We start from the raw sequence: 14864 nt of genomic DNA on the forward strand, positions 1-14864 counted from the left end.
CGGGTATCCGGCCATCAATCCGTTACGCCAACCATAGCGCCACCCCGGGCTTTCATCCTCACGCATGATGGCTTGGGTGACGGGCGCAGGCTAGGGTGAGTGGCATGCATTGGATGACACGGATGACTTCATGGGCCAAGCACCATGTTCTGGCGGTGGACACCACCGTGACCGTACTGGTGGCCGTGTTGTTTCTGTTCGCGTCCGTCTCCACTGGTTCCACTCCCGGTGTGCTGTTCTATTGCCCGCCACCGGTACGCGCCCTATGGCAGATCGCCGTACTGGTTCCTGCGGCTACGCGACGGTGGCGTCCGGAGCCGAGCGCATGGGCGATTACCGCGATCGCCACGTGCCAGCTCATCATCGGTCCGGTTCTGGTTCCCGCGGACTTGTTCGCCCTGACCGTGCTGTACGCCGTCATCGTGTACGGCAATCCGAAACGCAGCCGCCTGTTCGCTTGTCTTGCCCTCGCTCTCGGTATTCTCGCCTCGCTCGCACTGGCGATGTCAAGCAGCGTCGGGCCGGTGTTCGGCGATCCTGGTTCTGCGCAATCGGTCATCTTGTGCCAAGGCACTGATCCTCATCAGTGTGCGCAGGAGTTCCTGTCGGTGCTTGCGGGCGCACTGATGCTGATCATCCTTTCTGTCATCACCGTCATATTCCTCGCCTACTGGCAGCGTGCCCGGAACGTAACCATTACGATGCTACAGGAACGCAACGCGGCTTTGCAGGCAGGCGAGGAAGAGCGCCGGCGAATCGCCGCTTTGGCGGAACGCGCGCGGATCGCCCGAGATATGCATGATGTCGTCGCGCATACCCTGTCCATCATCATCGTGCAATCCGATGGCGGCAGGTATGCCGGGGCATCGAACCCGCAGATCGCCAAGGATACGATGCATACGATCGAGTACGAGTCGCACCGCGCGATGCAGGACATGCAGCATCTGCTGGGTGTGTTCGGACAGCCTGACCACGCCGATTACCGGCATGTCCGTGCATTGATCGATGAGGCGCGTCACTGGGACGCCGAGATGGATATCATGTATCAGCAAGCAGGGCAACCGCATCCTGCGTGGCTGAGTGAAACCGCCAGCACGGCGATGTACCGCATGGTCCAGGAAGCGTTGACCAATGTGCGCAAATACGGTGGTCCCGACGTGCACGTGAACATCGAGGAAACGTGGTCCGGCACCGGGCTGACCGTCCGCGTCACCGATGACGGGCGGGGCGCCAGCGCCGCCGCGGACGGTCATAAACCCGGTTTCGGGTTGCAAGGCATGCGGGAACGAATCACAATGGCCGGCGGCAGTGTCCAGGCTGGCCCAAGACTCAGCGGCGGTTTTGAAGTCATGGCGAGTGTGCCGTATCGTGACACCGATCACCGCATCGACACCCAGCCGGCGTATCCGGCGAATCCGCCGGCTACGGACACCAGCGCATCGATATCGCACAGGGCGCAAATATCCCATCCGGCACAGGCAACCGCCAGTCGACCACCCGCACCGACAACTGATATACAGTACAGTGATACAGTCGCCCCTGCAACGCCACCGGCGTATGACAGCACCGATGAGAACGGGGCGATGCCGCGACGGCGCGATACCAAGCATCCCTTGTCCCTTTCGATGCGACCCGTACGAATCATGAACGGCCTGCTGCACAGATGCTTCGGCAGCGCCCGCCCGGCACCGACTGCGTCAGCGGTCGACACCAACGCGGTCGAACGCATGTCCGTATGGTGGGAACGCCACTATCTCGCAGCGGATATCCTCTCCGGCGCGCTGTGGTTCGTGTTGTTCGCAATGATCGGTTCCAGCAATGATCTCACGTTCGTCATCAACGGACGCGAAGCGGATACCGGCAACCCGATCGTCGTGTGGATCGTCACCGCGCTGGTTATCACGCCCTGGATGTTCAGACGTCGTTTTCCGCGGGCAAGCGCCGCATTCGCCTTCGTATTCGCGGTACTTCAGCTTCTGGTCATGCCAAGTATCCTGTTCGTCAACATCATCACGCTCGCCGTACTCTCCGCCGTGATCCTCTACGGCGACAACCGGGCCACCAGATATGCGATCGCCGCCGCCTGCGTGGCGACATGCCTGTGCGCCATGAATGTGCTCTCCGAAACGCTGGGGTACGATTCCCTGCTGACCATGCTTGCCCATCTGCCGCAGCTTCGACGTCCGGACGACTCCGCCGTCGTTGCAACCGCTTCCTCGTTCATCGCCGTAGCGCTCATGTGTCTGATCGCCGTCATCTCCGCCGTCTGGAAGCGCACAAGCGGCAATGATGCGCTGGTCCTGCAAGCTAGGGAGCAGGCAATCAACGAGGAGGCTCACCGTCAGCAGGTACTTGCCGCGAACGTGGAGCGCGACCGGATCAGCGCGAATATCCAAAGCGAAGTCACGCAGACACTGCAATCCGTCATCACCCGCACCGATGCCGGTCTGGCGATGTTCGAGCAGGCGGAGCGGGAAGGCAGCGAACCTGACGCTGATGCGGTACGCGACGCGTTCAAACAGATCGGCGAACAGGGCCGTGAGGCGTTGGCTCGGATGCGTGAGCTGCTCGGCGTGCTGCGCAAAACCGGGTTCAGCGATGAAAATCACGATCGCTCGGAGGATATCGCCCCGCTCGCCCCGGTTACCCCGGGAGCCGTATCCGATGCGCTATCTGCCGCCGAAACTGCCGCCTCCGGCACCACCGCCGCCACCGCCGAATCCGCCGGATGATCCAGAGCCTGAGGAGCTGAGCGTAGTCTCAACCGCGCTCTGGACCTCAACGAACCCGTCATTGAGCTGCGCACCCAAATCCGCGAAAGACGACGGCTCGAATGCCGCGACACCGGACCCGCCGCCTGCTGCAATGCCGGCGATGACGGCGCTGGGCAGCATCGTCGGACGGTACATCCAGTACAGCAAGGTGCCGTCCGCGTGGTCGTCAAGCCATTGCGGGTCGGCCAGTTCGGGAACCGCATGGACAAGTTGGTCCATCACCCGTTCGGACAGGCCGAGCGCCGCGGCATACACCAGGTAGCTATCCCACAATGCGAGATCGGGCGTCCCACGATCAGTAAAATCGCTGAAATCATTGAGATAGCGCTTGAAAGCGTCCAACTGTGAAGCCAGCTTGCTGCCACGCTCATTCAAACCGGAGAACCGCATCAGGCCCATGCATAGACCCACGCACAACGCGACCGGAAGAATCGTCACCGCCTGCAAGAACAGGTTGTCCGCAAGCAACGCGCAACCGGCCACCAAGTAGATGAACGCGGCGATACTGACGATGATGCTCCCCCGGCCTGCAGGCACGGTGAGGTTCAGCTTCGAGAATTCCTCCTCAAGCAACGCCACCATGGTCCGCTGTTCTTCCGCGCCGTGTTCCCAATCCTTCATCAAGGAACGCATCTGCCGCATGTCGAATACCCGGGTCTTGCCGCGCTCCCCTACTGTTTCAAGGAAATCCAGCAGATCGTCCTCGCTGTCGCACAGGCGTAGCGCCGCGCGGCCGCCGGGCTCATCGCAGCCAGGTTCGATGACGATGGTCACGTCATCGGGTTTGACGGCGACGGTCGTACGTCCGCCGGACCGGTCCACGCTGTATTCGACAGCCGGAGACTGCCCGACGCCCGACAGTACGGCGGCGCGATCCGCTCCGGACACATCGATGCCATCATACGATTCGGCGGCTCCAGGGAGGATCCTGATGGCATGCTTGGAGGCGAGCGACAGCATGGTGGCGCTCAGCGCACGCGCATTCGTTTGCGAAGAAGTGCAATGCTCGATCAGCGCGTTGAGCCGTGCGGCATTGTTCGGCGTCAGGTCAGGCGGTTCGCGGCGGTATGCGGTGTCCTTGGGGAACGACGTCTTGCACATGTTGCCGCGCAGACAGGCAAGCATGGCCACGCACAGGATGATGCCGATAGTCGCGATAATGCAGACACGCATGACGAGTTCCCGGCGTTGGGCGTCACGGTATCGCGCCCAGCTGTCCGCCTTGGCCTGTTCCGAGACGATCAGGCCCTCCCGGTGTTCACCACCTGGCTCATGGCGGGAGACATCGTTCATCTGGGCGGCATCGACCATGGCAACCACGTCGAGATACATGCCGGACTTCACGTTTTTCGCACTGAAATGCACCGTGCCGTCCTTGTCACGCGTGATCTGCGAGTCCGCACCCTCGAAATGCAGCCATACTCTTGAATTCTTCGCCGTGACGCCTTCGGGGAAAGTCACCGTGCCGGTCACCTCGCCGATCGGGACGTTGTTGCTGGTGCCGATCGGCTCCCACTGGAATGTGGCGACATCGTCATAGGCGGTGCAGACCCCTTCGAAGGTCATGGTGATGTCGAAACCCATGCTGTCCGCGTTCTCGGTCACGGGGATATTCCATCCGATCTCGATGGTGGGATATCGGTCCGAATAGCCGCCCGAGGCGTCCGGCTTGTCACGCTCCGGGTCATACGTCTGCGTACCGATTCCGGCCCGTTTGATGTACCAGTGTCCCGCATACGTGGAGTCCCACAGTGGCGTGGACTGGCCGCTGGGCACGATCGGGTCGGCCTGGGTGTAGGTCCTGCCGGTCGTGGTGTCCTTGACGCTCACCCCGGTGATGGCGGTGAGCTGGTCAGGATCAAGACGATACTGCTGGTACAGTTGCCGCCAAGGCTTGTTTCGTTTCTTCAGCGTCACATCGATATGCTCGCGGATTGTCAGATCGCCGTTGCGCTGGACTTCCACCTGATAGTCGGCGCTCCGATACGCCATGTCCGCGGAAGGGTGCATTTCGGCGTAGGTCCTGACGATGACGAATGTGCAGGCGAGCACCACAGCGATCGCGATACCGACCGCCCTTTTCCATGCACCGGCTGTATACTTCACCGCTCACCACTCCTTGTGGCCTCTCCTTGCGCTCTCTCCAAGCGACTTCTCCCGCCGCATCGGGCAACGCCGTCGGGGCTTATGCCCGGCCGCGCAGTCCGTCATCAAGGCGCTGCACACAGCCGCCATGGCAGGCCTCTCATGAGTACCAGTATTCCAACAGTCGAGTACATCGGGGTTCGCCGCTGCCGTCGATGTCCGTCCCGCGAACGCATATGCGCACGATATGGGACTGCATCTGGCGAGCGACCCCGTCACCGGATACAGTGGAGATCATGAATCAACAGCAGCATATCCGTGTAATCATCGCGGACGACCAGGAGCTCGTGCGCGTCGGGTTCGCCATGGTTATCGGCTCCCAAGCGGACATGGAGGTGGTCGGACAGGCCGGCGACGGCGACCGGGCTGTCGAGCTCGTGCAAAAGCTGCATCCTGATGTCGTGCTCATGGACGTACGCATGCCCGGCATGGACGGGATTGAGGCGACCCGGCGCATCACCGGTATGGAATCCAGTTCACCCCGAACTGATGACGACGGTACCGGGCATGTCACCCGTGTCATCATCCTCACCACTTTCGATCTGGACGAATATGTGATGTCCGCCATCAATGCGGGCGCATCGGGCTTCCTGCTCAAGGACACTGAGCCGGAAACGCTGCTGGCCTCCATCCGTACCGTGTATCAGGGCAACGCGATCATCGCCCCGTCCGCAACCAAGCGGCTTATCGAGAATATGGTCGAAGGCAAGCTCGCCCCCACCGAGCAACCCGAGGTTTCCGACGGCACCGGAACGCAGTACACCGATCCGGAACTCGCCGAATTGACCGAACGTGAACGCGAGGTGCTCATCGAAATCGCGCACGGATTGAGCAACCAGGAAATCGCCGATAAGTTGTTCATCAGCCTGCCGACCGTGAAAACGCATGTCGCGCATATTCTGGCGAAAATCAACGCCCGCGACCGGGTGCAGGCCGTCGTGTTCGCCTACGAGAACCGACTGGTCCGCCCCTAGGAGGGCACGCCAAACCACTTGATACAACCTAGGGCCCGTCACTGCTCAATGCAATGGCGGGCCCCATCATGCGCCGGCCGTACCGACCGGTCAGGCACCGTCCAGATCAGGCTTCAGCGAGCGCTTCAACCGGCGGCGTCTTGACCGCGCGCCGTGCCGGGAAGACGCTGGCGAGCAGGGCTGCCGCAGCGGCGACGACCAGCACGATCAGATCGAGTTTCCATTCGCTGATGAACGCGACCTTGCCGTAGGGGCTGAGCACCATGTAGGAGCCGACCCAGCCGAAGGCGATGCCCAGAATCTCGCCCGCGATGCCGGCGACCAGCGAGATGACCAGCGATTCGACGGCCAGCGACCATCGCAGCTGGCCGCGAGTCATACCGATGGCTCGCAAGGTTGCGGATTCGCGGGTGCGTTCGATAACCGACAGGCTCAACGTGTTGGCCACGCCGATCAGTGCGATAAGCACGGCGACTGCAAGCAGCGCGACCAGAAGCGTGAGCATCGTGTCGACGATCTGGTTCCACTGGACACGTTCGGCGATAGGGCCGGACAATGAGGCACCTGCGCTTGTGCCGATGGCGGTCTGCGCGTTGGTGAGGATGTCCACGGCGGAAGCTTTCGACGTGTCGACCGCGGCGAGGATGATATGCCCGTCCGCCTGCACTTGCTTGTTCTGGAAATAGGATTCGTTGACGAACAAGGTGACGATGACATCCGGGTCGACATTGCGGTAATCCCTCTGGGTGACGGCGTAGGTCAGCGTGGCGGCATCGGACGCGCTGTCGCCGTCATCGTTGGAAGCGCTGAAGCTCACTTCACCGTTCTTGAACGAGAGAACCTTGCCGGTGAACGACGAGTACGTGGGAGCCAAGGCCTTGCCTTCGTCAAGGCTGACCCCGGTGAGATTCGCGTGCAGCACCTTGGACAGCGTGGCGGTGTCGGGCACACCGATCAGGGTGGCGCTGCGCTCTTCACCGTCGATGGTGACGCTGCCCCGGGCGATGGGCGCGTACAGTGTCGTCGTCACGCCGTCAATCTTGCCGATCTTGTCGGCGACGGACTGGCTCAGCGTGCTGCCCTTGGCGATCATATCGACGCTGTAGTGCGTGTCGAGCGTGTTGTTCATCGTCTGTTTGGCGCATGCGGCACCCGTCCCGATGCATGAGACGAGTGTCACGCCGATCAGCAGGGCGACACCAGTGGATGCGACACGCCTCGGGTTCTTCTGGATATTGGCATGCGCGATTTTCGCGGCAGGACCGAACAGTGCGGCGAAGGCACCGCCGAGACGCATGAGCAGCGGCATCCAGAAGGCCGCGGTGACCACCAGGCCGATAAAGATCAGGGCGCAGCCTGCGATGGCGGACAGCAGCATCGTCGGATAATCGTCGCTCAGATTCGAGGAGGACATGGACGAGCGGAGCGTCATCACCGCGCCGACGGTTAACGCTGCACCGAGGGCGATCAGCAGGAAGCCGATGATGCCCCGGGCGATGCCGGCACGCTTGTTGTCACTGATATCGATGGGTCGCAATGCCTCCAATGGGGTGACTCGCGTCGCGGAACGCGCAGACCCGATCGAGGCGAGCACGGTCATGACGACACCGAACGCGAGCGGAATCACAAAGACCTGCCAGGTGAACACCAGTCCGCCGGTCATGCCCAGGCTCTTGAGCGCGTGGCTGTGGACGACGATCGCCATGATCGCGGAGCCGAATGCGATGCCCAGCACCGAAGCAATCACACCGAGAATACCTGCTTCGCCGATGACAGAGCGGTACAACTGGCCTTTTTGCGCGCCGATCGTGCGCAGCAACGCCAGGGTGCGGCGGCGTTGGGCGATCAGCACTTGGAAGGTGTTGGCGATGACGAGTGCCGCAACGAACATCGCGAGGATGCCGAAGCACATGAGGAACACCGTGACGGCGTTGGTGCCGGACTGGCTGAGCGCCTTGAGCGCCTCATCCCCCGCTTTCTGCCGGGTTTCGATGCTGTAACCGTTCGGCAGTTCCTTCTTGATCGATGCGACGGCGGTATTGGCTTTGGCTTCGTCGATATCCAGGGTCATGCCGGTGAACATCAGGTCGGATTCGCTGTCCGTTCCCTGAAGATTCGCGAGGGTGTGCACGCTGATTACGGCGGCACCGCCATAGGCGCCGAATGCGCCATTGGTGTCTTCGGTGAAGCCGCTGACCGTCAATTCAACGGAATCGCTGCCGCTCATGCCGGAACCGTAGTTCGCGGCGAGCGTCACCTTGTCGCCGATATTCACCGAAAGCTGGTCGGCGAGTTTGACCGGCAGCGCGATTTGCTTGTCCCCTGTCGGCTGATGGCCTTTGACCATGGTGACCGGCAGCAGGCGATCATCGCTCGACGCGTTGATGGCGAGCAGCGTGGCGCTGTTGTCCCCCGTTGACGCGTTGACCGGAATGCTCTGCTGGATGTACGTGGATTTCACACCGTCGGTGGAGGTGATCTGCTTGGTGTTCACCTCACCGATGGTGGGTGGTACCGAGCCTGATCCGCTCAACGTCGACGTGCTTTGGATGATGTAATTCGCTTGCGCATACTGGGCGGTCAGCTGGGTGCGCAGGGTGTCGTTGAGCGTGTTGCCGAACAGGAAGGTGCAGGCGATGAACGCCGTGCCGATCATGATGGCGATTCCAGCAGGAATCAGCATCTTCATGTTCTTTTTCATCATTTTGATCGTTATCGACCACATGGGAATGTCCTTGCTTGTCTCGTATCTGTCATTCAGCGTTGGATGCCGGCATCCGGCATGGCGGGGGCAGGCGGCTGCGGCACGCCTTCGGACAGATTGAGCGTGGCGCGGCGGCGCTCCTGCATGAGCAGTTCACTCATCTGGTCGGCGCTGGGATGCTCGACATCCGCAACGATCTGGCCGTCAGCGAAGACGATGGCGCGGTCGGCGTAGGAGGCGGCAACGGCATCATGCGTGACCATGATGATGGTCTGGCCGAGTTCTTTGACCGAACGTTTCAAGAAACTCAGGACTTCGGCGCTGGAGACGGAATCGAGGTTGCCGGTCGGCTCGTCGGCGAAAATGACGGATGGTTTGCCGATCAGCGCGCGGGCAATGGCGACACGCTGCTGCTGGCCGCCCGACAGTTCGTTCGGGCGGTGTCCCAGGCGCTCACGCAACCCGAGTGTATCGACCAGCATGTCGAACCATTGGCGATCGGGCTTCTCGCCGGCAAGAGTCAGTGGCATCAAGATATTCTGCTCGGCGGTGAACATCGGCAACAGGTTGAAGCTCTGGAAAATGAAGCCGATCTTGTGCCGGCGCAGCAACGTCAGCTGCTTGTCGTTCATCGTTGTGATATCGGCGCCGTCGAGCAGAATGCGGCCGCCGGTCGCTGAATCAAGGCCTGCAAGAGTGTGCATCAGCGTGGATTTGCCGGAGCCGGACGGCCCCATGATCGCGGTGAACTTCCCTCGTTCGAACGCGACATTCACGTGACGCAGCGCCTGGACCGCGTTTTCGCCTGTGCCGTAGATTTTCACCAAGTCGACAGCTTCGACGGCAATGGGATTCGGGGTTGTCATGGATCTTCCCTCCGCTCGTTCGTCCGGACCTTTCCTGGACGTATACCCTTAATCTATCGAATGGTGAACGGAAAACCCATCATGCGCGAGACGGAAAATCCATCGGACCCGACATCATCCCCAAGAATGACTCCATAGGTGGAATCCCTGAATGCGCAGACGACACGCCGGATACAGCATAGGGGCAAAACCGGGCGGGGACATGACGGACCGGGGAACAACGCGGAGCCGACCACCGATGACAGATTCGGTGCTCGCACGCCTCACAGCATGGCCATGGCGACCAGCGCGACAACGGTGCAGACGATCGTCACCGCTGCGATCGCCCAGTCAATGGGCCGCATCGACAGGCGCACACGGTAGGAACGCTTGACACCGGGCAACCCCAAACCGCGTGACTCCATAGCCCAGCCGACGCTCCGGCTCATTCGGTAGGCGCGAATCAGTACGGCGACAATGACGGGAATCCACGCGCGCGCACGGGCCAACAGCAGCGTACACGGGTTGCGGATGCCACGCGCCCGAGCCCCCTCGCCGGACAGATCAAGACCGCGAGCGCGCTGAGCGTCCCGCACCGAGGTGACGATATGGGCGAATACCGGAATGTACCGCAATGCCGTCGCCAGCGTCAACCCGGCTTGATACGGCAAGCCGAGCGCGACCGCACCGCGGATCAGTCGCGCCTGGCTGGTGGTGAACAGCGTGAGGAAACACGCGAAGCCGAGCGCCGGAATACGCAGTCCCATGACCACCGCCATCAGCAGATTCTCCCGTGTCAGCCGCAACCAACCCCAGTCAACCAGCACATGAGCGCCCGAACGGTCGAATATCGGCCACAGGATGACGATGAACGCGATGATGACGGCGAGGATTTTCCACACCCATGCAATACTGCGCCATGGGATGCGGTCGGTGAGCAACAGGATATGCTCCAGCACCAACGCGCCAAGCATCAGCGGCCAGGTACGCCACACCAGGCACAGGACGAGCAGGACAAGCGAAATGAGGAATTTGACACGCGGATCGACGCGGTGCAACCAGCCATCACCGGGAACATACAGGTCGGCGTCCATCAGCGTTCCTCCCCGTGTTCCGGTTCCCGTGGCGTGGCGACCGGCCCGGCGGCATGCACGTGTCCGTCCTCGAGTTCAATCAAATACGTGCAGTATGTGCGCACAGCGCGCATATCGTGACTGATCATCATCATGGTAGCCCCGTCCCTGTTGCGTTCCAAGGCAGCGTCGAGGATCATCCCCGACAGACGACGATCCAGCCCGGCGGTCGGCTCGTCAAGCACGAGAATCGGAGTCTCCATCGCCAAAACCGACGCGAAGGCGACCAGCCGACGCTGCCCGTAACCGAGCGTGGCCGGCGACCGGTCGGCGACCTCCTCGAGGCGGAATCTGCGAAGCAACCGCTCCACACGACGGCTGATTTCCTCACGCGGCACGCCAAGGCACAACGGGCCGAACGATATTTCCTCACGCGTGGTGGCGCAGAAGATCTGATGGTCGGGGTTCTGAAACGCGTATCCCACATGACGGGCCATTTCGCCGACACGACGGCCGCGGACATGCAAGCCGTCAACGGTGACCTCGCCGGCGGTAGGATGCAGCATGCCGTTGAGATGACGGGCGAGGGTGGTTTTGCCTGACCCGTTGCGCCCAATCAGGCCGACGAATGCGCCTTGGCCGACGGCAAGGCTGACATCGTCGAGGGCGGCAGTACCGTTGCCTCCTTCGGGATACCGGTAGGTGACATGGTCGAAACGAATCGCCGGCGGGCGCTGTTCGACATTGCTCTGCGCCCGCTGGTCATCATGGTTCTCATTGTCCGTGACAATCGCAGGCGGGCCCGGATCGCGCCCCGGCAGTGCGACCCCCAGCTCGATCAGCATGTCCCGGTGTGTCGAGAACAGCGTGGCATCACCCTGTCCGACGATGCCGCCGTGATCCAGTACCATGATGTGATCGGCGTACCGTGCGAGTCCGTCCGTGTCTTGCTCGGCCATGACGACGGTCAGTTCCCGGTTCTCGCGAATCTTCTCCAGTGCGCGGAATACTTCGCGTCTGCCCTCGGGGTCGAGTGCCGCCGTCGGTTCGTCAAGCACCAGAATGCGCGGATGGCACGCCAAGGCTGCGGCAATCGCCACCCGTTGCATCTGCCCGCCTGACAAGCTTGTCGGGACGCGACGGCGATACCCGTCCATGCCGACCATATGCAGCACTGCGTCGATCCGCTGGTCCATAAGGTCGGGATCGATGCCGCGGCTTTCCATCGGGAAGGCGATTTCATCTTCCACGCTGGAGCAGAACAACTGGGATTCCGGGTCTTGCTGGACGTATCCGACGTCATTGGACAATTCGGCGACGCTGCATTCGGCGGTGTTATGGCCGGCGACGGTCATCGTGCCGCGCATCGTGCCGTCGTCCGGGTTCGGGATGATCCCGGCGAGTGCCATGCACAGCGTGGATTTGCCCGCCCCGGTCGGGCCGATGATGCCGGTGAATGATCCCGGACGAATCGAAAAATCCAAGTCGCTCAAGGCTTTGACCGGTTCACCGTCGTCGGTTTGCGGCGTGTACCACCAGCTGAGGTGATTCGCCGTGATAATCGGGGCGTCGCTCATATGCTTGTTGATGGGAGGTTACGATTGGCGGTCAGCGGGTGCGGGGTGCCGGGTTCTCGGCCTCTGATGCAGAGGACCGTTCCGGAGTCTCGGTGCCGGTGCCTGGCGTAGTAGAAGTATCGTCTTGCGTGATCGCGCCTGTGTGCTGGACGCCCAGATTGCCCATGCGCACGAGCGGCGGATAAGCCTTGCGGACGGCGGCGAACAGTGCGTATGCGATGACCAGGCCAACTACCATCTGTCCGGCGTTGCCGGCGACTTCTCCTAGTGCCGGGCCCCAGCCGGACAGGATGCCTCCGGCGATGAAATAGCCGAACACTTTCCACACGCCGGCGACGATTGATCCCGCGATCATATTGGCGGGACGGAACTTGCGCACGAGCAGGCCGACCAGCACGGCTTGCAGCCCGTCGATGACGAAGGTGAAGGCCGCCCACTGCGGATAGCCGGACAGCAAGTCGGACAATGCCGGGCCGAGTCCGCCGATGACACCGCCGACCCACGGGCCGAACGCGTATGCGGAGAAGAAAATCATCGCATCGGACAAGTTGAGGTATCCGCGTGTGGGTGTCGGCAGCTTCACGAGCATGGTCAACACCGTGGTCAGCGCGGTCATGATGGCGATGAGCGGAATCACACTTGCTTGGAACTTGCCTTTGGTTTGTGCAGCCATATGCTTCTTCTCTCTCGAAAATCTGTGTCCGGCGCGCCCTGATGGAGGCACGTCAGACCCATATCTTACGTATGACGGCAGCGATATCGGTATCCGCGTCCATATCGCGTCCGATTCCGTCCGTCGCGCTCAGCTTTTCACTGTCAGCCGGTAATAGTCGGGCAAACCCATGTAGTTGAAGGAGAGCGAGCCGACTTGCTTGCCGGCGGCGGCCGTCACATTCGTATACCACAGTGGGATTACCGGCAGGTCTTCGAACAGCAGCTCCTCGGCCTTGTGGTAATAGCCGATCGCCCCGTTGAGCGTGGTCTGGCGAGCCGCCTGGTCGATGAGGGCGTCGAATGCGGCGCTCTTGTAGTCGCCGTTGTTCAGGCCCTTGCCGTCCGCCGACGCGGAGTCATACGCCTGCACCAAGTACCCTTCGGGGTGCGGATAATCAGATTGCAGGCCTTGGATGAACGCGGCACCGACCGTCCTGTTGTGGATCGCCGTGCTCAATTCCTTGGATGTCGAGAAAATCAACGGTTGCGCATCGATGCCGAGCGCGTTCGTGATGGAATTGCAGATCGCGTCGATCCATGGCTTGTTGCCGCTGTCCGTACTGTAGGCGAGTCGGAATGTCCCCTTCCAAGGGTTGATGTCATCCGCCTGCTTCCAGAGTTTCTTGGCTTGCGACGCATCATAGTCGAGTACGGAAGCGCCGGCGAGGATCTTGCTGTATCCGGCGATGGTCGGCGCGGTGAAGTCGGTGGCTCGGGTCGCGGTGCCGTACAGGACTTTCTTGATGATCGCCTCACGGTCGACGGCGTGCGCGATCGCGGCGCGGCGAAGTTTGCCTTCTTTGCCGGAGAAATGCGCCATGCTCTGCGGGATGGTGAAGGATTTGAAGCCGGGGCCAGCTTTGCTCACGGTCTGCAGCTGTTCTTGTTTATAGGTCTTCAACGCACTTGAGGGAATGGAATCCAGCACGTCGAGGTTGCCTGCCAACAGGTCGGAGTATGCGGCGTCAAGGCTGGTGTACAGTTCGTAGGTCACTCCCCCGTTCTTCGCTGTGCGCGGCCCGGTGTACGTGGGGTTGGGGACGAGGTTGATCTCTTTGTCATGCGACCAGGATGCGAGTTTGTACGGTCCGTTGCCGACCGGGTGCTCACCGAATGCGTCGATGTCCTTGTAGGCGCTGTTCGGCAAAGGCAGGAACGCCACGTCGCCGACCTTGTACGGGAAGGAGGAGTCTGGGGCCGCGAGTGTGACTTCGAGCGTGGTGTCGTCAATCACCTTGAGACCGGACAATTGGGCGTTCTTGTCGCCGTGTTCGTCTTGCAGCGCGTCGTAGCCCTTGATGGTGGAGAAAATCGCCGCGCCGAGCTGCCCGTTGGCCGCGTTGGCGGCGAAGGACCATGATTTCGCGTAGGTGGAAGCGGTGATCTTCTCCCCGTCGGAGAACACAAGCCCTGAACGCAGTTTGATGGTGTACTTCGACGCATCAGCGTTCGGTGTGATGGATGTGGCGTCCGCGTATACGAGTTTGCCAGAGGCGTCGAAGGTGACGAGGCCTTCATACAGTTGCGTGACTACCTTCCATCCGGCAAGGTCGTCGGTATTGCTTGGAATGAGTCCTGCCGCCGGCTCTACATTATTGACGGTGACGACCGCCTTGTCGCTTGTTGACGCGGACTGCCCCGACGTTGCGTTCGAGCAGCCGGCCAGCAGCAGTGAGGATGCGGCGAGCACCGCCACGGCGGCGCGTCTCAGGAAGGTACGGCGACTGTTCTTCATGGTCGGCTCTTTCTCTCTCATTCGATATGGTCATGCAGTGCGGTTGCCGCGGACCGGTCACGCAGATGCGTCATACGAATGGGTATGGCGTGCGTACGGCGGCATGCGCAGTCCATGGTCAACATTCCATAGTGTCAAGGACATTTGTGCTCACAACGCAATCCGCGGATGGTCCTCGCCGATCGCGGTGTCTCGCACAACGCCACGAAACGACATCGCGAAACAACGCCACAGCGGTCAAGCCTAGTCAATCACCTCTCGAACAACGCATCACGACAGAACGCGGGCGCGACGATCACCTCGCCGCGCCCGCGCAACCAATC

At 61.5% G+C, this 14864-nt stretch carries 9 protein-coding genes; 2 read left to right on the forward strand and 7 right to left on the reverse strand.

Annotated features, from left to right (window positions below; translation table 11 throughout):
• Positions 1-113: 113 nt before the first annotated feature.
• On the forward strand, positions 114-2732 hold the full coding sequence (locus DSM100238_RS00140; RefSeq protein WP_167510944.1) for a sensor histidine kinase: 2619 nt from the start codon (positions 114-116) through the stop codon (positions 2730-2732).
• Here the strand turns inward: DSM100238_RS00140 and DSM100238_RS00145 are convergent.
• On the reverse strand, positions 2670-4880 hold the full coding sequence (locus tag DSM100238_RS00145; protein WP_152354745.1) for a DUF2207 domain-containing protein: 2211 nt from the start codon (positions 4878-4880) through the stop codon (positions 2670-2672). The two genes, DSM100238_RS00140 and DSM100238_RS00145, sit on opposite strands and share 63 nt — an antisense overlap.
• Positions 4881-5155: 275 nt before the next feature.
• Between DSM100238_RS00145 and DSM100238_RS00150 the strand changes: the two genes are divergently transcribed.
• Entirely contained in the window at positions 5156-5893 is a 738-nt protein-coding gene (locus DSM100238_RS00150; RefSeq protein WP_152354746.1) for a response regulator, read from the forward strand.
• 106 nt (positions 5894-5999) lie between these two features.
• Here DSM100238_RS00150 and DSM100238_RS00155 read toward each other — a convergent pair whose 3' ends face one another.
• From DSM100238_RS00155 to DSM100238_RS00180, 6 genes are all read right to left on the reverse strand, one after another.
• The gene (locus tag DSM100238_RS00155) at positions 6000-8618 is read right to left on the reverse strand and encodes an ABC transporter permease (RefSeq protein ID WP_152354747.1); all 2619 of its coding nucleotides are present in this window, start codon (positions 8616-8618) and stop codon (positions 6000-6002) included.
• A gap of 32 nt (positions 8619-8650) precedes the next feature.
• Positions 8651-9463 (reverse strand): ABC transporter ATP-binding protein, encoded by an 813-nt coding sequence (locus tag DSM100238_RS00160; RefSeq protein ID WP_152354748.1) that lies wholly within the window; start codon positions 9461-9463, stop codon positions 8651-8653.
• A gap of 263 nt (positions 9464-9726) precedes the next feature.
• Complete coding sequence (locus DSM100238_RS00165) at positions 9727-10536, reverse strand: energy-coupling factor transporter transmembrane component T family protein (RefSeq protein ID WP_152354749.1); 810 nt, start codon at positions 10534-10536, stop codon at positions 9727-9729.
• Entirely contained in the window at positions 10536-12092 is a 1557-nt protein-coding gene (locus tag DSM100238_RS00170) for an ABC transporter ATP-binding protein (protein ID WP_152354750.1), read from the reverse strand. Before DSM100238_RS00170 ends, DSM100238_RS00165 begins: the two co-directional genes overlap by 1 nt.
• 31 nt (positions 12093-12123) lie before the next feature.
• Positions 12124-12765, reverse strand: coding sequence for an ECF transporter S component (locus DSM100238_RS00175; protein ID WP_240812250.1), 642 nt, complete (start codon positions 12763-12765; stop codon positions 12124-12126).
• Positions 12766-12894: 129 nt separating this feature from the next.
• On the reverse strand, positions 12895-14541 hold the full coding sequence (locus DSM100238_RS00180; RefSeq protein WP_152354751.1) for a peptide ABC transporter substrate-binding protein: 1647 nt from the start codon (positions 14539-14541) through the stop codon (positions 12895-12897).
• Positions 14542-14864: the final 323 nt, after the last annotated feature.

Origin of the sequence: Bifidobacterium apri (assembly GCF_009299485.1) — a bacterium.
Lineage (GTDB): Bacteria > Actinomycetota > Actinomycetes > Actinomycetales > Bifidobacteriaceae > Bifidobacterium > Bifidobacterium apri.